Below are 17,935 nucleotides of genomic sequence, written 5' to 3' on the forward strand. Positions count from 1 at the left end.
GGTGGACGCCGTCCGCGGCCGCCCCTGCCGGGGCCGGGCGGCCGTGGACGCGGCGCCGCGGCGTCCCGCCCGGCGGACGGGCCGGGCAGGACGCCGCGGCAGCGGCGGGACACTGGGGTACTTCGGTGCGGAGCTCCGGGCCCGGGCGGGACCGGAGGGTCCCGCGGCTCGGGCGGCTCGGGTGCTTCGGGTGCTTCGGATGCTTCGGGCACGCCGGTCCGGTCAGTAGTAGTGGCGGCGGCCGCCGACCTCGTGGCCTACCGCGCCCATGATCCACAGGATCAGGCCGATGAGGGCCAGGACCAGGCCGATGGTCCACAGGATGGAAATTCCGGTGACGAATCCGATGACGAGGAGGATGACTCCGAGGACGATCACGACGATCTCCGTTCTGCCCCCCTCGGCTGTCGCCCTCCGCCGTTGCGGAGGCCACCCCTGCGCCTTTCCCGTTCCCGGCTCCTCAATCAGGCCCGGCGTGCACGGCCGTCCGCCCCGCCCGGCGGACCACCCACCGGACCGCCCGGCGGACCCCGGGCGGGCTACCCCGCGGCTCCCCCCGGCTCCCTCAGCGGCTCTCCGCCGCCGGGTCGGCCAGCCGCTCCCGCAGGCTGCCGAGGGTGGCGGCCAGCAACCGGGAGACCTGCATCTGCGAACAGCCGAGCTCCTCGGCGATCTCCGACTGGGTGCAGTCGCCCCAGAACCGCAGCATCAGGACCGTGCGCTCGCGCGGCGAGAGGTCCCCGAGCAGCGGCCGCACGGACTCCCGGAACTCGACCAGGGCGAGGTTGCGGTCGTGCTCCCCCAGCCGGTCGATCAGCGCGCTGCCGGTCTCGTCCTCGCGGTCCTCGCGCAGCGCGTCCAACGAGTCGGAACGGTAGGCGCGGCCCACTCCGAGCGCGGCGGCGACCTCGTCGGTGTCCAGGCCCAGGTCCAGGGCCAGTTCCTCCGCCGTGGGCACCCGTCCGAGCTCCTGCTCCAGGACGGTGGAGCGGCGGGCGACCTTCAGGTAGAGCTCCTGCAGACTGCGCGGCACCCGCACCGGCCAGGAGGTGTCGCGGAAGAACCGCTTGATCTCGCCCGCGATGGTCGGGATCGCGTACGTCACGAACACCACGCCCCGCCGGTGGTCGTAGCCGTCGACCGCCTTGATCAGGCCGACCGTGCCGACCTGGAGGAGGTCGTCCCGCTCGGCGGAGCCGTTGCGGAAGCCCCCGACGACGAACCGCACCAGCGGCATGTTGAGCTCGATGATCGTGCCGCGCACGTAGCCGTAGGCGGCCGATTCGGGTTCCAGTGCGGTGAGGCGCTCGAACAGGGCGTCGCTCACCGCCCTGGCCTCGGCCTTGCCCATCGCCCGCATCCGGGCGGGGGTCGGCCGGGGGAAGTCCTGTGCGGTCGTGGGCTGTGCGGTCGGAGCGTGCGCTGTCGGTGCGTGCGCGGTCGGCGTCGCGATGGTGAGGGCGGGCACGGGGGGTCATCTCCCTGGCTGGTCCCTGCGCCGCCGCACCCCGTGCGGACGGGGCACCGCGTCCGCCCGCGGACGGCGACGGACGGCCGCCGAGGGGGCGCGCAGGAAAGGGGATGGGAGACCGTGGCACCCGGCTTCTTCAGGCGTCGGCATCCCGGCACGGTGAGCGTGCCGTGAACCCGGCGGAGGCGCAGCCCGACCGCCGGTCCGGAGGGGGTCTCTGACCCGACACTCCGTTCTGTGTTGATACCCGCCCACCGGCGGACGAACCGCCCTGCGCGCCACCGATCGAGCCACGCCCCGACGCCCGGCCGGGGCCGCGCCCGGGCCGGACCGGACCGGGCTGGACCTTCAGGCCAGCCGGATGCCGATGACGCAGGTGTCGTCCTGCGGGTTGGGGGCCCGCAGCCGGCGCAGCACGTGGTCGAGGCAGCCCGGGATCCCCGGCACCTTGTACTCCTCCACCGCCCTGAGCAGGCGTTCCAGGCCCCGGTCGAGGCCCTCGTCGCGCCGCTCGACCAGCCCGTCGGTGAAGAGCAGCACCAGGTCGTCCGGTTCGAGGGCGAGGACCGCGCTGCGGTAGACGGCTGCCGGGTGGGCGCCGAGCAGCGGCCCGACGGGCGGGTCCAGGTAGCGGGCGACCCCGTCGTGGACCAGCAGCGGCGGCAGGTGCCCGGCCCGGGCCCAGGTCAGGGTGCGCCGCACGGGGTCGAGCCGGCCGCAGACGGCGGTGGCGATGAAGTCGGCGCCGAGGTGGCAGAGCAACTCGTTGAGGAGCTGGAGCAGCCGGTCCGGTTCCGCGCCGGTGAAGGCCAGGCCGCGCAGCGCGTCGCGCAGCTGTGCCATGCCGGCGGCGGCCCGCAGTCCGTGCCCGGAGACGTCGCCGACCACGATGAGGACCGTGCCGTCGGGCAGGGTGAGGACGTCGTACCAGTCGCCGCCGACCCGGGTCTCGCTCTCGGCGGGCAGGTAGCGGGCCGCGACGTCCAGGTTGGGCGCGGGCGGACTGCTCGGCACGTCCATGAGCGCGTGCTGGAGGGCGCGGACGGCGCGGTGCTCGACAGCGGTCTGGCGGACCTGTTCGGCGAGCCGGGCCCGGGTGTCGGCGAGCGCCTTCTCGGTGTGCCGCCAGGCGCTGATGTCCTGGATGACGCCGCGCACCGCGAGGACCTCGCCGTCCCGGTTCCCGGGGACGGTCTCGGCGATCGCCCGCACGGTCCGCGCGATGCCGTCCGGGCGGACCACCCGGAACTCCAGCGTGGCGGAGGCGTGCCCGGCGAGCAGCCGTTCGGCCAGGAGCCGGACGGCCTCGCGGTCGGCGGGCGCGACGGCGGCCTCCGCCTCGGCCGGGGTGAGCGTGCCGGACGCGGCCCGCTCCGGCAGGCCGAGCAGCCGGAAGACCTCGGGCGAGCAGTCGAGCCGTGCGGTGGAGACCTCCCACTGCCAGGTGCCGAGGCCGGCCAGCCGCTGGGCCTGGGCGAGCTGCTGCTCCCGGCGTTCCTGTTCGTCGTGGGTGCGCCAGCTGACCAGGACCCCGTCGAGGAACGGCGTGGCGTGCAGCGTCATGGTCGAGCCGTGGACGGCGCCGCCGACGATCTCGACGTACTGCTCCGCCTCCCCCTCGTAGGGCAGGCCGGAGGCCGCGACGTCGAGCAGGTGCTGGAAGGTCCCCGAGGAGACCATGCCGGGGTAGAGCTCGCTGAGCAGCCGGCCGGTGATGTCCTGGCCGGTGCGGCCGGCCAGGTCGACGGTGGCGGCGTTGGCGTGCGCGACCCGCAGGTCGGTGACCTTGCCCTCGGGCTCGCGCACGGCGTGCAGGATCAGGACCGGGTCGAGGAGGGCGTCCAGCACCGCCCGGAACCACGGCTCCCCGGCGGGCACCGGCACCCCCGCCTCGTCCTCGTCGGGGGCGAGCACCCGCAGCAGCTGGGCGGCGCACAGCCGGGCCAGCGCGGAGAGGTAGCGCTCGGTGGGCCGGTCCGGACGGAACGTCCCGGGCCAGCCGAGCTTCATCGCGCCGATCAACTGCTCGCCGGTGCGCAGCGGCAGGGCGCAGACGGTGTCGCCGGGGACGAGGTCCTCGCCCTTCAGGTCGGGGTAGCGGGAGGCGAACTCGGAGCGCCGCACCCAGACGGTGGCGCCGCCGCGGGCGGAATCGGTCAGCGGCAGGGACATGTTCGGGGGGATCCGCTGCCACTGGCTGAGCTGGTGGGAGGGGACGCCGTGGCTGGCCACCAGCCGCAGCGCGCCGTCCGGTTCCAGGACGGTGAGGGCGACCGCGCCGACGCCCAGCGGGGCGAGGGCCGTCTCGGTGAGCAGGGCGGCGAGCTCGTCGGGCGACTCGGCCGAGGCGAGGGCCGAGGCGGCGACGTGGTAGCGGGCCGCGAAGTCCCCGCCCGCGGGAGCGGCGACGGCCCGGGGCCGCGGGGAGTCCGGGCCGTCCCCCGCCGGACCGGACTCCCCGGGGCCGGGGAACGGCGCGGACGGCGGCGCGGGGAACGAGGCGGGCTCGTCGCCGTCCGGCGGCGCGGCGGTCCCGAGGAGGTCCGCGGCGATCTCGACGAGTTTGCGGTTGCTGTCCTGGGAGAGCTGGACCAGATGGCTGAACGCCTCGTCCGGGGTGCAGGCGATCCGCTCGATCAGGATGCCCTTGGCCTGCTCGATCACGGCGCGCGTGCGCATGGCACGGCGCTGTCCCTCCACCTCGCTGCGCAGCCGGTCGATGGTGGCCCGCAGCCGGGCGCTCTCGCTCTGCGGTTCCGACATCCGCCTTCCCCGGTCCGTTTCCGCCAAGGGCCCCGGCGCACGTGGACGGGCGGCCGGGGACGGTGCTGGGCACCGTGTCGAGGTTCCAGCCTAGGACCCGGCCGCCGACGGTGCCGGGCGGTGCCGAGCGGGTCAGGGTGGTGTCAGTCCGGGTGGCGGCCCGCGCCCGCCGCGGGCGGGGCGGAGATCTCCGACCACACGGTCTTGCCGCGCGCACCGGGCACGCTCCCCCAGGCCCAGGACAGCAGCGCGACCACCCGCAGCCCGTGCCGGCCGGGAACCGCCGGGTCGTCGTTGCGCCGCAGCACGGGCGGCTCGGGGCTCTCGTCGGACACCTCCACCCGCAGCCCCGACGGCGAGCGGCGCAGACGCAGCTCGATCGGGCCGCCGACGTGGCGGGCGGCGTTGGTGACGAGCTCGCTCACGATCAGCAGGACGTCCTCGGCCACCGCCTTGCGCTCGCCCCCGGCGGCCGGGAGCCAGCCCCAGTCGACCAGGGCCTCCCGGGTGAACGCGCGGGACCGGGTGACCGCCCCCGTGGCGGACCGCAGGGCCAGGCTCCGCTCGGCGTCGGGCGGCATCAGCCGTCCTGACCGGCGAGCGCCTCGACCACCGAGGGGAAGATGCGGAAGATCCCCTCGGCGCCGGTGATCTCCAGCATGCGGGCCACCATCGGGCTGGGCCCGGCGAGCACCAGCGTGCGGCCCCCGTCCTCGGCCGCGAGGCGGGTGCGCAGCAGCAGGTTCAGACCGGTGGAGTCGCAGAACGACAGGCCGTCGCAGTCGACGACGACCGGTCCGGGCGGGCCGCGCAGCACCGTCTCCAGTGCCTCGCGCAGCGGCTGCGCCGTGTCGTGGTCCAGTTCGCCCTCGGGACGGACGACCACGCTCCGCCCGGAGGGGCTGACCGTCACCGAGAGTCCCCCGGGGACACGGTCGGCTTCCATGGCCTGCTCCTCCCACGTCGTCATTCCACGATAGGCCGCATCGTCCCTCCCCGGTTCCGTACGGTCGTCTCGACGATCTTGCCGGTGGCCGTGCGGACGGCGTGCACCCGGCGGCCGATGGTGGCCACCACGAGCAGCCCGTACCCGGACGGCCCCGGCTTCCCGGCCGGCCGGAGCAGCTCGGGGCTGGTGTCCTCGACGGCGATCTCGACGCCCGCGTCGGCGACGGCCATGATCAGCCGGCACGGGCCCGGTGCGTGGCGGCACGCGTTGCCCACGAGTTCACCGACCACCAGGACGGCGTCCCGCCGGGTCTGCGGGCTCAGCCCGCCCCGGTCGAGGCCGGCCAGCTCGCCGAGGAAGCGTCCTGCGGCCCTTCGCGCCAGGCCTTCCGACCCGGGCGCTCCGTCCAGGTCGACGTCGAGCGAGGGGACACAGCGCACGACGTCACCTCGCCTCTCCTCACGTCCGGTCCGGACCTCGCGTCTACCCCGGGACGGCCGGCGGAACCCGGTGCCCGGGTCGCGGCGGGTCGCGACGGGTCCGGCCGCCGGGACGCTCCGGGGCCGGGGAGGCCCCGGAGCGTCGGGCGTCGTACCGGCCGAGCGTACGCACCGCGGGCCGCCCTCGCGGACGAGCGGAGCAGCGGGGCGGCGGACGATCAGTGCCCGGCGGCGTCCTTGAGCTTCTCTCCGGCCTGCTTGATGTCGCTCTTCGCCTGGGTCGCCCGGCCCTCGGCCTTCAGGCCCGGGTCGTCGGTGGCCTTGCCGACGGTCTCCTTCGCCTTGCCCTTCGCCTTCTCGGCGACGTTCTTCATCTTCTTGCCGGCGCTCATGGCGTCGCTCCTCCGTCCTCGGGCCGGGCGCGGTCGCTCCGGCGTCTCCGGGGCGTCTGCTCCGGTCCGCCGATCCGAAACCTCCGTCCGGCGCGGCCCCGGCCGGTTCCCCCGGCCCGTTCCCGGAAGACCGGGACGGATTCCGAGTGGCGGGCCCGCCACCGGGCAGACGCTCGCCGGGGGCCCGTCGAACCGGAGGAGTGACCGCCATGTCCCGCCCGGAACGCGCCGCGCGCCCCCGTCGACTGCTGATGTGCCCGCCCACGTACTTCTCGGTGGACTACGCGATCAACCCGTGGATGGTCCCCGGCAGACCGGTCGACCGGTCGCTGGCGGTCCGGCAGTGGGAGCACCTGGTCGACGTGTACCGCTCGCTCGGGCACCGGGTGGAGTTCGCCGCACCGGTGCCGGGGCTGCCCGACATGGTGTTCAGCGCGAACGCGGCGACGGTGGTCGACGGGCGGGTCCTGGTCGCCCGGTTCCGCCACCCGGAACGGGCCCCGGAGGCGCTGGCGTTCTGGCGCTGGTTCACCGGCCGCCCGTTCACCGAGGTCGGCATGGCGGCGCACGTCAACGAGGGGCAGGGCGACATCCTCGCCGCGGGCCGGACCCTGCTAGCCGGAACCGGCTTCCGCACCGAGCCGGCGGCCCACGACGAGGTCCGCCGGCGGCTCGGCCGCCCGGTGGTGACCCTGCGGCTGGCGGACCCGCACTTCTACCACCTCGACACCGCACTGTGCGTCCTCAGCGACACCGAGGCGGCGTACTACCCCGGGGCTTTCGACCGGGCCGGCCTGGCGAGGCTGGAGGCGCTGTTCCCGGACGCACTGCTCGCGACCCGGGAGGAGGCCGCGCGCTTCGAGCTGAACGCCTTCAGCGACGGACGTCACGTCGTGCTCCCCAACACCGCGGACCGGCTGGCCGACCGGCTCTCCGAGCGGGGGTTCGAGCCGGTCGGCGTCGACGTGTCGGAGTTCCGCAAAGCCGGCGGCGGCGCCAAGTGCTGCACCCTCGAACTCGATTCGGCGCCGTCCGACTGGTCCCGGCCCGAGGCGCCCGGTGCGGACGCCCGACCCGCGGACATCCACGCCGCGGACGCCCACGCCGTCGACGCACAGCACCTGGGCGCGTCCCGCACGCGTGCAGCCCGACCCGACGCGGCCTGAACGCCGCCCCCGCCCCCGGAGGCCACCGTGATCGAGACACCCCGAGCACCCCGCCTGCCCGCCCCGCGCGGTCCGCTCTCCGAGTGCGTCCGGACCGCCCTCGCCACCGGCCCGCCCGGCGGCACGGACCGGCTCCGGCCGTACCCGGCCGGCACGGACGACCCCTGGGGCGGGGACCTCCAGCTGGCCCTCTACGTCTGCTACGAACTGCACTACCGCGGTTTCGAGGGCGTCGACCCGGACTGGGAATGGGACCCTGAACTGCTACGGCTGCGCCGCGGGCTGGAGCGGCACTTCCTGGCCGCCGTCCGGGAGGAGACGGGCGAGCCGCCCCCGCTCGACGAGCTGCTCGACCGGCTGCTCACCGAACCGCGCACGGGCACCGGGCCCTCCCACTTCCTGCTCGCCCGCGGCGAACGCTGGCAGGCCCGCGAGTACCTGGTGCACCGCTCGCTCTACCACCTCAAGGAGGCCGATCCGCAGCTGTGGGCGGCTCCCCGGCTCGGCGGCGCGGCGCAGGCGGCCTTCCTCTCCGTCGAGTACGACGAGTACGGCGCGGGGCACCCGGACCGGGCCCACTCCCGGCTGTTCGCCGAGATGATGGCGGACTTCGGCCTGGATCCCGCGTACGGCCGCTACGTCGACGCGGCGGCCGCCCCCGCGCTGGCGGTCGTCGACCTGATGTCGCTGTTCGGCCTGCACCGGGCGCTGCGGGGCGCGCTGGTCGGGCAGTTCGCGGCCGTGGAGATCACCTCCTCGCCCGGGTCCGCACGGCTCGCGCGAGCCTTCGAGCGACTGGGCGCGGGCCCGGCCGGCACCCGCTTCTACGAGGAGCACGTGGAGGCCGACGCCGTGCACGAACAGCTGGTCCGGCACGGCGTGATCGCTCCGCTGCTCGCGTCGGAGCCCGGGCTGGCGGGCGACGTCGCCTTCGGGATCGCCGCGAGTTCGCTCGCCGAGGACCGGCTCGCCGCCCACCTGACGGCGTCCTGGGCCGCCGGGCACAGCTCGCTCCGGGGCGGACCGCTGACCGGCGGGGCGCCGCCCGACGGCTCACCGCGTGGTGGGCCGCTCACCGGGAGCGGGTGAACCGCCGGGGCGGTGGCGGCGGTGGCTGGTGTCGCAGAACGGGTAGCGGCGGCTGCGGCCGCAGGTGCACAGGGCCACCACCGGGCGGTCGGAGCGGACCGTGCCGCCGTCCGGGAGCACGACCTCCACCGGGCCCTCGATCAGCACCGGCCCGCGCTCGGTGAGCCGCACCCACCGCGGGACACCGGCCTCCGGACGGTGCGGCCCGTACGAGCGGGGCGGCTCCGGCGGTCCCGCTGCCTCTGACGGTCGCGGTGCCTCGGACGGTCGCGGCGGGCAGGGCTGACTCGGCGGGCAGGACGCGTCCGCCGGCTCCGGCGAGCGGCCCGGACTCGGCGGGTCAGGCAGGGCGCGCGCCACGGATCACCACCAGCTCCTCCTCCCGGACGCCCGGGTCGATCAGGCCGCGGCTCTCGAACCACGCGGCCCGCCCGGTCATCACCGGCCCGAACCCCTGGCGCCGCCGGGCCACCACCTCGGCCGCCAGCCCGGCCCGCCCGAGCGCGCGCAGGGTCGCCGGGACGTCCGCGAGCGAGGACTGCACCAGCAGCAGGACGCCGCCGCGCGCCAGCAGGCCGGGGGCCTCCCGGCAGATCCGGTCGAGCAGCAGCCGGCCGTCCGGTCCCGCGTCCCAGGCCCGCGCGATGCCACGCCGGGGGCTCCCGGCCCCCTCGGCGGGCACGTAGGGCGGGTTGCTCAGCACCAGGTCGAACCGCCGGCCCCGGACGGGCCCGGCCAGGTCGCCGTGGCGCAGCCGGATCCGGCGCCGGTGGAACCAGCCGTTCAGGCCCGCGGTCGCCAGAGCCAGCCAGGACACGTCCACCGCGGTCACCCGGGCCCCGCGACCGGCCGCCGCCAGCGCGAGCGCGCCGGTGCCGGTCCCGAGGTCGAGGCAGCGTGCCCCGCGCAACGGGCCCTCCCGGGCGAGGCTCTCCGTCAACAGGGCGGTATCGCCCTGGACCGGGTACACACCGGGTGGTCTGAACAGCAACATACCGCGCGCCTGCCCCGGATCCGCCCGCCCAACCGGCCGGTCGGGCGGACCGGCCCGCCGGACGTACCCGAACTCCGGCGGCGCGGGGCCGTGTCGACCGGCGCGCACCGGGTAGACGTGGAGGCCCAGCCGCCGGCGGCACGCCGGTGGACGGCCTGCGGAAGGAAGCACGCACCATGCCCAGGGGATCGAGCCCGAAGCGGGAGCGCCAGTACGAGCACATCAAGGAGAGCGCCCTGGACCGCGGCGAGAGCGAGGCGCGGGCGGAGGAGATCGCCGCCCGCACGGTCAACAAGGAGCGTGCGCGGCACGGCGAGTCCAGGACCGCCAGTCGCAGCTCCACGCACGACGTCTCCTCCGGCCACCGCGGCGGGAAGCGCTCGCACAGCGGCGCCGCCGGGCCGACGTACGACCAGCTCTACAACGAGGCCAGGCAGCGGGGCGTCAAGGGCCGTTCGAAGATGAACAAGCAGCAGCTCGAACACGCCCTCGGCCGGTGAGCACCGGCGCCGGTGAAAGAACGGACCGGTGAGAACGGACCGGTGCGCACACCGGTCGGAACACCTTCAGCACAGGGAGGAACGCCATGACCTACCCCGTCCCGTCCGACCCGGACACCCGTCCCCCGCTGCCCGGGCCCCCGGCACCCGGCCCCGGGCGCCCGACTCCGGATCCCGCCCCGGGCGACCCCCGGCCGTACCCGGCGCCGCCGGACCCGGTTCCCCCGGTGCCGGGCCCGCCGGTCCCCGGTCCCGGCCCCGACCCGGCACCCCCGCCGGTCCCCGCCCCGGGAACGGCTTCCCTGACCGCCTCCGGGGCGTCCCGGGGGACGCGGACGGCACGCTGACCGTGCGGCGGGGGCCCGGCGCCCCCGCCGCACCGGGGGGACCCCTCACCGGGGCCCCGCACAGAGACATCCAAGGAGGCCGGCATGGCACTCGTACTCTTCCTGCTCCTCGCCGCGGTCGTGCTCGGACTCGTCGGCGTGGTCGTCGACGGACTGCTCTACCTGCTCTTCATCGGTATCGCGGTCCTGGCCGTGGCCGTGGTCGTCTCCGCGGTCCGGTTCCGGCGCGGGGGCCGGCCCACGCCGCGCTGAGCCCCACCGCCGAGCCCCACCGCCGAGCCGCGCCGAAGGGCCCGCGGCCGTGCCCGGGCGGCCCGCCAACGGCCTGCGGAACGGGCGGGGCTCCCGGGACGTGCGGGACCTCCGGGCCGGGTGGGACCTCCGGGATCCGCGGGCACGGGTTGCGGGTATGACCACCGCGAGAGGAGACGGCAGCATGAACGACTTCGACGCGTTCGTCGACCTGCTGGACTACCCGGTCCAGATCGTCACCGCGGCGGCCGACGGGGAACGGGCCGGCTGCCTGGTCGGCTTCGCCGGTCAGTGCTCGATCCGGCCGCCCCGGTTCACCGTGTGGATCTCCAAGGCGAACCACACCTACGCCGTCGCCTCGCGCGCCGCCACCCTGGCGGTTCACCTGCTGCCGAGGCGGCGCCACGACCTCGCCGAGCTCTTCGGCGGCCGCACCGGCGACGAGGTCGACAAGTTCGCGTCCGTCGCCTGGACCCCCGGCCCGGACGGCGTCCCCGTCCTCACCGACGCCGCCGCGTGGTTCGCGGGCCGCATCCGCGACCGGGCCGACTGGGGAGACCACGTCGGGTTCCTCCTCGACCCCCTCACCACCCGCACCACCGGGCACCGGCGGGCGCTGTCCTTCCGCGACGTGCAGGACATCGGCGCCGGACACCCCGCATGACCAGGCCGGGCCGGGACACCCGCCGGAGAGGCCCACCGTGACGACCGACAGCACCCCGGCCGCACCGCGCACCGGCCGCGACGAGACGCCCGCGGAACGGGCGGACCGCCTGTGGACCGACATGCTCCAGGAGGTCCGCGTCGCGCAGACCGGCGCGCAGATCCTCTTCGGCTTCCTCATCGGCGTCGCCTTCACCCCGCGCTTCGCCGGCCTGCCCGACTTCGACCACGACCTCTACGTGGCCACCGTCCTGCTCGGCGCCGTCTCCACCGGCGCACTCATCGCCCCCGTGGCCTTCCACCGCTTCCTCGCCGGCCACGGCCTGAAACCCGAACTGATCCGCATCGCCGGCCGCCTCATCGCCATCGGCCTCGTCACCCTGGCCCTGACCATGGCCTTCGCCCTGCTCCTCCTGCTGCGCACGGCCACCGGCAACGACACCGCCGCGTGGATCCTCAGCGGCGCCGTCCTGCTCTGGTTCACCACCACCTGGCTCGTCCTGCCCCAACTCGTCCTGCACCGCGCCGCCCGCCGGCGGCCCCCCGGCGGGGCCACGGACTCCGGCACCCCTCCGGCTGCCGACCCCGAACCCGACCCCGAACCCGAACCCGAACCCGGCCCCGGCCGGTCCCGGTCCTGAACCGCACGCTCCCTCCGCGCCGACGTGCCGATGCCGTTTGCGGATCGTCGGACAGTCCGGACGTCCGGACATCCGACGGTCAGGACGACCGACGGTAGGAACGTCCGACGGTCAGGACGTCCGTCCATCGGGAAGTCGTGCAATCGCCCCCGCGCGCAGGGCTCCTGCGGCACGATGACCCCAACGAAGGCGCGGTGCCCCAGCGGCGACCGGGGCGGCAACCGGGGCGGCGGCCGGCAGTACGCCGGGGCGGAGCGGGAGTCGGCGGAGGGGGCGCGGGATGTGGGAGTCCGTTGCGGGGAGCGACCGCTGGGCACTGGCGGTGGTGTGCCTCGCCTACCTGGCCATCGTGTTCTTCACCAGCCGGGGCCTCATCGCCGCCCCGCGCTACCGGCAGTTGCAGGGCCGTGTGGCCGACGCCCGCGCCCAGCTGGCCGTGCTCGCGGCCGGCACCCCCGAGGACCCGGGCCGAGCCGACCCGGACCGAGCCGAGCCGGCCCGGGCCGCCGCGATCGCGGCGGTCACCGCGCAGCTCGACGGGCTGGACAACACCAGCATGGTCGTCTGGCGGCTCCGCCCCACCACGTGGGTCATCGCCATCCCGCTGTCCAAACTGGCCGCCGCCTGGCGGGTGCTGCACAGCGCCGAGCGCCGTCTCCTCCCCCTCCAGCCGCCCGGCGAGACCACCGCACGGCTCCGCGCGCTGCGGCTGCGCCTCGCCGCCACCGGCCTCCCCGGCGACGCGGAACTCGCGGCCGAGATCGCCGCGGCACCCGCCACCGGCCCGGAGGCCGCCGCCCTCCTGGGCGCCGCCACCGAGTACCTGCACGACCGGGAGGACGCCGAGGCCGAGCGCGAGTACGAGCAGCAGCGGACCGCCCTGTGGCTCGCCACCACCGGACTCGGCGCCGTCTTCCTGATCGGTGTGACGCTCGGCCACCATCCGACGATGGTCCTCGGCGCGCTGGGCGGGTTCCTGTCCCCGGTGGTCGGCGTGATGCGCTCCCAACGGCCCGCCTCCTGGGGCATCCTGGTCCTCGCCCCGGTCGGCGGGGCGCTCGCCGCCGTCGGCGGTCTGCTGCTGGTCCGGATGCTCGCCGATCCGGAGCTGAACCTCCTCGGCCACGTGTTCCTCGACAACTCCTGGAACGCCCCCGCGCGGCCCATCGCCCTCGCGATCGCCCTGCTCTTCGGGTTCTCCGGCACCCTCTTCTCACGCCTCGCCCTCACCGCGACCGGGCAGCTGGTCTCCACCACCGCGGCGACCGCCCGGCAGCAGCCGTAGGGACCGGCTCGCCGTCCACCGGCGGGGGCGGTAGGCGCCTCACCCCACGCCCCGGTTCCGGCCGGGCCCCGGTTCCGGCCGGGCCCCGGTTCCGGCCGGACCCCGGCTTCAGCCGAGGATGCCCCGGTCGTAGGCGGTGGCCACCGCCGCCGCGCGGTCGTTGACGCCGAGCTTCCCGTAGATGTGGGTGAGGTGGCTCTTCACGGTGGCCTCGCTGATGAACAGCACGGCGGCCACCGCGCGGTTGGAGCCGCCCTTCGCGACCAGGCGCAGGATCTCGGTCTCCCGCGTGCTCAGGGCCGCGCCGCCGGGGGACCGCACGCGCGAGACCAGGCGGGCCGCGATGGCCGGGGACAGCACCGTCCGGCCCTCGGCCGCGGCACGCACGGCGGTGAACAGCTCGGCGCGGGGGGCGTCCTTGAGGAGGTAGCCGGTCGCGCCGGCCTCGATCGCGGGGATGGTGTCCTGGTCGGTGTCGTAGGTGGTGAGCACGAGCACCCTGCTGCGCGGGCAGCGGCGCGCCAGCGCCCCGATCGCCTCGACCCCTCCCCCGCCGGGCATCCGGAGGTCCATCAGGACCACGTCGGGGTCGAGCCGTTCGGCCAGGGCGACCGCCGCGACCCCGTCGGCGGCCTCGCCGAGGACCTCGAATCCGGCCCCGGCGGCCGCGAAGATGCCGAGCAGTCCGTGCCGCACGACCGGGTGGTCGTCGACGATCAGCAGGGTGACGGGCGGTTCAGTCATGGTGCACCAACGGTACGCGGGCCGAGACGGCGGTACCGGTGCCCGGTTCCGACTCGATCTCGACGGCGCCCGCCACCCGTTCGGCCCGGGCTCGCATGCCGGCGAGCCCGAAGCCTCCGGTCGCGCCGCGCACGGGCGGGCGCAGCGGGTCGAAGCCGCGGCCGTCGTCCCGGACGTCCAGGCTCACCTCGTCGTCGAAGTAGGAGAGCGTGACGCCGGTCCTGGTCGCGTGCGCGTGCCGGCCCACGTTGGCGAGCGCCTCCTGGGCGATGCGGAGCAGGGCCGCCTCGCTCTCGTGGTGCATCGGCTCCACGGTTCCGGTGACGGTGAACTCGGCCCGTACGCCGGTCGATTCCGACCAGTGCGCCACGACGCCCTCCAGCGCCCCGGGCAGCGCGTCGTGCTGCAGCGGCGCCGGGCCGAGGTTGCGGACCGAGCGGCGCGCCTCGCCGAGGCTCTGCCGGGCCAGAGCGGCCGCCCGTTCGACGTGGTCACGGGCGGTGGCGGGCGCCGCGCTGTCGGCGGCCGCCTGGAGCTGGGTGACGATGCCGGCCAGTCCCTGGGCGATGGTGTCGTGGATCTCGGCGGCGAGCCGGCGCCGCTCGTCGTGGACGCCCGCCTCCCTGGCCTGGACGACGAGTTGGGCGTGCAGGCCCGCGTTCTCCCGCATCGCCTCCTCCAACCGGGCGTTGGCGCGCCGTAGTTCCGCGATGGTGTCGGCCTTGGCCCGGGTGCTCTCGCCCTCCTTGACGGAGAAGTGGTGGAGCAGCAGGGCGATCGAGCCGCTGAGCGCGTAGACCGCCGCGAATCCGGTCCACTGGGTGGGGCCGGTCGGCGGGAAGCCCCCGACGCTGACGGCGGACATCGGCACGGCCGTGGCGAGCAGCCCGGCGCGCGCCAGACGGGGCGGCAGCCAGCGGACGGCGTCGTAGTAGCCGATCAACGCGTAGACGAGGAAGGCCGGGGTCAGCCAGCAGAGCGCGCAGGAGATCACGAACCGGAGGGCGTAGTACACCTGGCCCGCGGTACCGGGCTCCGACGGTCCGGGCCGTGTCAGGCCTGGTCCCACCGGCCCGGGGGCCGTCCGGTTCCACCACAGGTGCAGCACGGTCGCGGCACCCACGAGCGCCGCCGCCCCGTACCGCTCGCCCGCCCCGCCGAGGCCGCCGGTGGCCGCCGCCCCCAGCGAGGCGACGCCCAGCAGGAGGCCCGGCGACCACCGGTAGAACTGTTCCCAGCGGACCTCCAGCGGCACCGCGTCACGCACCATGGGGCCATTCTGCGAGCCGGTCACTCCCAACGGAACCACCGCACGGCGGCGGCGACCAGGACGGCGCTCCACAACGCCGTCACCCCGAGCGCGGACCAGTCGGGCCACGCGCCGCGCATCGCCTGGTCGAGCGCCCGGGCGGCCGCCCCGAACGGGGTGGACCCGAGGATGCGCCGGGCGGCCTCCGGCAGGACCTGGGCCGGGCCCCACAGCCCCGCGGAGACGGCCAGCGGGAAGAACGCGACCGTGGCGACGCCGGTGGCGAGCTTCGTGGTCGGGGCGACCGCGGCGAGGACGGTGCCGAGCGCGAGCGCCACCAGGACGGCGAGGGCGAGGGCCAGCGCGTAGCCCGGCAGGTGCCCGGGCAGCGGCACGCCGTGGACGACCCGGCCGACGGCCAGGACGAGGAGCACCGAGCCGAGGGCCGTGACGGCGTGGAGGGCTATCTGCGCCGTCAGGAGGGTGAGCGGCCGGACCGGCGTGGTGGACATCCGGCGCAGGACGCCCTGCTCCCGGTAGCCGACCAGGACCCCCGGCATGACCTGCGTACCGGACATGATCACGGCGAGCAGCACCAGCACGGGGACGTAGGCGTCGACCATCCGCCGGCCGCCGAGCGCCGGGTCCGCCGCGCGGAAGGCCGGCAGCAGACCGAGGACGACCAGCAGCAGGGTCGGGAAGGCCACCACCCAGAACACCCCGGCGCGGTGACGGACGACCAGACGGGCCTCGGCCTTCAGCACGGCCGTCGACGCGGACACCTCAGGCCTCCCGTCCGGTGAGGCGGAGGTAGGCGTCGTCCAGCGTGGGGTTCACGACCCGGAGGCGGTGCGCCGTGATGCCGTGCCCGGCGAGCAGCGCGATCAGCGCCCCGACCGTCTCGTCCGTCCCGCACACGCTCACCCGGCCGCCCCCGGCCGCACCTCCGTGCCCGTCGTGGCCGTCCCCGTGGCCGTCGCCGTCCCCGTGCCCGTGCCCGTCGTGGCCGTCCCCGTGGCCGTCGCCGTCGTGGCCGTGCCCGTGCCCGTCCCCGTCCCCGTCCCCGTCCCGCCGCACGGACAGCACGCCGGGCAGCGCGGCCAGGTCGAGGTCGTCGACGGGGCGGGAGGGGGTGAAGGTGACGACCGTGGCGGCGTCGGTGCGGCGGATCAGCCCGGCGGGCGTGTCGAGGGCGACGACCCGGCCCGCGTCGAGGACGGCGATCCGGTCGCACAGACGCTGGGCCTCCTCCATGACGTGGGTGACGAGGAGGACGGTCACCCCGGAGTCGCGCACGTCCTCGACCAGCGCCCAGGTGTCGCGCCGGGCCCGCGGATCCAGCCCCGTGGTGAGTTCGTCGAGCACGACCGCCCGGGGGCGGCCGACGAGGGCGAGCGCGATGGACAGGCGCTGCCGCTGGCCGCCGGAGAGCACCCCGAAGCGGACGTCGAGCCGGTCGGTCAGGCCGAGCCGGTCGGCGAGCGCCCGCCAGTCGGCCGGGGCCGGGTGGAACGCGCTGTGCAGCCGCAGGGCCTCCCGGACGGTCAGGTTCTCCTGGAGCGCGCTCCGCTGGAGCTGCACGCCGAGGACGCGGGTGACGTCCCGGCGGTCGGTGCGCGGGTCGAACCCGGCCACCCGGACCCGTCCGGCGTCGGGCGTCCGCAGTCCCGCGACGCACTCGACCGTGGTCGTCTTGCCCGCGCCGTTCGGGCCGAGCACGCCGAAGACCTCGCCTTCCCCGACGGTGAAGGACACGTCGTCGACGACGGGCCGGCCTCCGTAGGACTTGCGCAGTCCGGTGACTTCGATGATGGGCATGCCCCGATGATCACGGCCCGGGGCCCCGCCGGGCATCGCCCGTCCCGCTCGACCGGGCATCCCCCGATCGGATGATGCCGGACGTCCGACCCGTCCGTGGAACCGGGAGCGCCGGGGCCCTCAGGAACGGGGAGGCCGGGATCGGACCGGACCCGGACCCGGACCCGGGACGCCAGGGCTCACTCCACCGTGATGCCCAGCAGCTCAAGGAAGGCGGCGGCAGCCGGGGGGCAGCCCTCCCGGCTCCAGACCACGTACTCGGCGCGGACCGGTGCGTCCGCGACCTCGATCGTGACCAGCCCCGTCAGGCTCGCGACGTACGACGGCGGGAGCAGCGCCACCCCCAGACCGGCGCCGATCAGCCGGGCCAGGTAGTCCGCGTTGGTCACCTCGAAGACGACCTCGCGGGTGAGACCCGCGGCGGCGAAGGCCAGATCGGACTGGGCCCGGCCCGCGGTCTTCGCCGGGAGGTCCACGAACTCCTCCGAGGCCAGCCGGCGGAGGTCGACCGAGGTCTCGCCGGCGAGCGGGTGCCCAGGGGAGACCACGGCGACCAGCCGCTCCCGGGCCAGTTCCCGCGCCATCACGCCCCGGGGACGCGCCGTGACCGGAATGCCGAGGAAGGCCACGTCGGCCCCGCCCTGCCTGACCTGCTCGACGAGTTCGTCGCTCGCCCCCACGCCGAGGCTGACCCGGGCCTTCGGATGGCGCCGGTGGAACTCCCCGAGGACGGCGGGGACGTCCACGGCGGCGACCGTGGGGATCAGCCCCACCGTCAGACGCCCGCGCACCTCCCCGACGGCCGCCGCGACCTCGGCGGCCGCCCGGTCCGCGGCGTCCAGGCACTGCCGCGCGGCCGGCAGGAAGGCCGCGCCCGCCGGGGTCAACCGGACCCGGCGGCTGGTGCGTTCGAAGAGCCTCGTGCCCAACTCCTTCTCCAGGCGCGCGATCTGGTGACTGAGTGCGGACTGCACCACCAGGCAACGCTGGGCGGCCCTCGTGAAGCTGTTCGTCTCGGCCACGGCGATCACGTAACGCATCTGCTGGAGCTCCATCGATCCATCGTGATACGCGATGCATCAGGTGACAAGCATGTGTTGGACTCATCGATGCGCCCGGCCCGACACTGATGGCGGGCGCACACGGCGGGCACGCCCCCGGCCGGCCCCGAC

Annotated in this window: 21 protein-coding genes; 7 read left to right on the plus strand and 14 right to left on the minus strand. The window is 75.8% G+C overall.

The window, feature by feature from the left end:
- Positions 1-222 precede the first annotated feature (222 nt).
- The 7 genes from OG550_RS06220 to OG550_RS06250 all read right to left on the minus strand — a co-directional run bounded on the left by OG550_RS06220 (position 223) and on the right by OG550_RS06250 (position 6,015).
- Positions 223-378, minus strand: coding sequence for a DUF6131 family protein (locus OG550_RS06220; RefSeq protein ID WP_327675396.1), 156 nt, complete (start codon positions 376-378; stop codon positions 223-225).
- A gap of 187 nt (positions 379-565) precedes the next feature.
- Positions 566-1,468 (minus strand): SigB/SigF/SigG family RNA polymerase sigma factor, encoded by a 903-nt coding sequence (locus OG550_RS06225; protein ID WP_327675398.1) that lies wholly within the window; start codon positions 1,466-1,468, stop codon positions 566-568.
- Between the two features lie 351 nt (positions 1,469-1,819).
- Positions 1,820-4,234: a SpoIIE family protein phosphatase gene (locus OG550_RS06230; protein WP_327675400.1), complete on the minus strand. Its 2,415-nt coding sequence runs from the start codon at positions 4,232-4,234 to the stop codon at positions 1,820-1,822.
- Between the two features lie 143 nt (positions 4,235-4,377).
- A complete protein-coding gene (locus OG550_RS06235) occupies positions 4,378-4,815 on the minus strand; it encodes an ATP-binding protein (protein WP_327675402.1) in 438 nt (145 codons plus the stop codon).
- Positions 4,815-5,180, minus strand: coding sequence for an STAS domain-containing protein (locus OG550_RS06240; RefSeq protein WP_327675404.1), 366 nt, complete (start codon positions 5,178-5,180; stop codon positions 4,815-4,817). The genes OG550_RS06235 and OG550_RS06240 overlap by 1 nt, the downstream gene beginning before the upstream one ends.
- Positions 5,181-5,200: 20 nt before the next feature.
- Complete coding sequence (locus OG550_RS06245) at positions 5,201-5,623, minus strand: ATP-binding protein (RefSeq protein WP_327675406.1); 423 nt, start codon at positions 5,621-5,623, stop codon at positions 5,201-5,203.
- Between the two features lie 218 nt (positions 5,624-5,841).
- On the minus strand, positions 5,842-6,015 hold the full coding sequence (locus tag OG550_RS06250) for a CsbD family protein (RefSeq protein ID WP_327675408.1): 174 nt from the start codon (positions 6,013-6,015) through the stop codon (positions 5,842-5,844).
- Between the two features lie 209 nt (positions 6,016-6,224).
- Here OG550_RS06250 and ddaH point away from each other — a divergent pair, with 209 nt between their 5' ends.
- Both ddaH and OG550_RS06260 read left to right on the plus strand, forming a co-directional pair.
- On the plus strand, positions 6,225-7,181 hold the full coding sequence (gene ddaH, locus OG550_RS06255; protein ID WP_327675410.1) for a dimethylargininase: 957 nt from the start codon (positions 6,225-6,227) through the stop codon (positions 7,179-7,181).
- 27 nt (positions 7,182-7,208) lie between these two features.
- Positions 7,209-8,270, plus strand: coding sequence for an iron-containing redox enzyme family protein (locus tag OG550_RS06260; RefSeq protein ID WP_327675412.1), 1,062 nt, complete (start codon positions 7,209-7,211; stop codon positions 8,268-8,270).
- On the opposite strand, the gene OG550_RS06265 is transcribed toward OG550_RS06260, so the two are convergent.
- Together OG550_RS06265 and OG550_RS06270 are read right to left on the minus strand one after the other, a co-directional pair.
- Positions 8,235-8,441, minus strand: coding sequence for a CDGSH iron-sulfur domain-containing protein (locus OG550_RS06265; RefSeq protein ID WP_327675414.1), 207 nt, complete (start codon positions 8,439-8,441; stop codon positions 8,235-8,237). The genes OG550_RS06260 and OG550_RS06265 overlap by 36 nt on opposite strands.
- Positions 8,442-8,610: 169 nt before the next feature.
- A complete protein-coding gene (locus OG550_RS06270) occupies positions 8,611-9,264 on the minus strand; it encodes a HemK2/MTQ2 family protein methyltransferase (RefSeq protein ID WP_327675415.1) in 654 nt (217 codons plus the stop codon).
- Between the two features lie 176 nt (positions 9,265-9,440).
- Here OG550_RS06270 and OG550_RS06275 point away from each other — a divergent pair, with 176 nt between their 5' ends.
- The 5 genes from OG550_RS06275 (at position 9,441) to OG550_RS06295 (ending at position 12,952) form a co-directional block, all read left to right on the plus strand.
- Positions 9,441-9,764 carry a plasmid stabilization protein gene (locus tag OG550_RS06275; RefSeq protein ID WP_327675417.1) on the plus strand — a complete coding sequence of 108 codons (324 nt, stop codon included), beginning with the start codon at positions 9,441-9,443 and terminating at the stop codon, positions 9,762-9,764.
- Between the two features lie 431 nt (positions 9,765-10,195).
- Complete coding sequence (locus tag OG550_RS06280; protein ID WP_327675419.1) at positions 10,196-10,363, plus strand: hypothetical protein; 168 nt, start codon at positions 10,196-10,198, stop codon at positions 10,361-10,363.
- A 184-nt stretch (positions 10,364-10,547) separates the two neighbouring features.
- Positions 10,548-11,027 (plus strand): flavin reductase family protein, encoded by a 480-nt coding sequence (locus OG550_RS06285; RefSeq protein ID WP_327675421.1) that lies wholly within the window; start codon positions 10,548-10,550, stop codon positions 11,025-11,027.
- 37 nt (positions 11,028-11,064) lie between these two features.
- Positions 11,065-11,667 carry a DUF6328 family protein gene (locus OG550_RS06290; protein ID WP_327675423.1) on the plus strand — a complete coding sequence of 201 codons (603 nt, stop codon included), beginning with the start codon at positions 11,065-11,067 and terminating at the stop codon, positions 11,665-11,667.
- Positions 11,668-11,947: 280 nt separating this feature from the next.
- On the plus strand, positions 11,948-12,952 hold the full coding sequence (locus OG550_RS06295; RefSeq protein ID WP_327675425.1) for a hypothetical protein: 1,005 nt from the start codon (positions 11,948-11,950) through the stop codon (positions 12,950-12,952).
- Between the two features lie 108 nt (positions 12,953-13,060).
- On the opposite strand, the gene OG550_RS06300 is transcribed toward OG550_RS06295, so the two are convergent.
- The 5 genes from OG550_RS06300 to OG550_RS06320 form a co-directional block, all read right to left on the minus strand.
- Complete coding sequence (locus OG550_RS06300; RefSeq protein WP_327675427.1) at positions 13,061-13,696, minus strand: response regulator transcription factor; 636 nt, start codon at positions 13,694-13,696, stop codon at positions 13,061-13,063.
- Positions 13,689-14,966 carry a sensor histidine kinase gene (locus tag OG550_RS06305; RefSeq protein WP_327675429.1) on the minus strand — a complete coding sequence of 426 codons (1,278 nt, stop codon included), beginning with the start codon at positions 14,964-14,966 and terminating at the stop codon, positions 13,689-13,691. Before OG550_RS06305 ends, OG550_RS06300 begins: the two co-directional genes overlap by 8 nt.
- A gap of 20 nt (positions 14,967-14,986) precedes the next feature.
- Positions 14,987-15,727 carry an ABC transporter permease gene (locus OG550_RS06310; RefSeq protein ID WP_327675431.1) on the minus strand — a complete coding sequence of 247 codons (741 nt, stop codon included), beginning with the start codon at positions 15,725-15,727 and terminating at the stop codon, positions 14,987-14,989.
- Between the two features lies 1 nt (position 15,728).
- Positions 15,729-16,763: an ABC transporter ATP-binding protein gene (locus tag OG550_RS06315; RefSeq protein ID WP_327675434.1), complete on the minus strand. Its 1,035-nt coding sequence runs from the start codon at positions 16,761-16,763 to the stop codon at positions 15,729-15,731.
- A gap of 179 nt (positions 16,764-16,942) precedes the next feature.
- Positions 16,943-17,818: a LysR family transcriptional regulator gene (locus tag OG550_RS06320; RefSeq protein ID WP_327675436.1), complete on the minus strand. Its 876-nt coding sequence runs from the start codon at positions 17,816-17,818 to the stop codon at positions 16,943-16,945.
- Between the last annotated feature and the right edge of the window lie 117 nt (positions 17,819-17,935).

This window comes from Kitasatospora sp. NBC_00458, assembly GCF_036013975.1.
In the GTDB taxonomy this organism is placed as follows: Bacteria; Actinomycetota; Actinomycetes; order Streptomycetales; family Streptomycetaceae; genus Kitasatospora.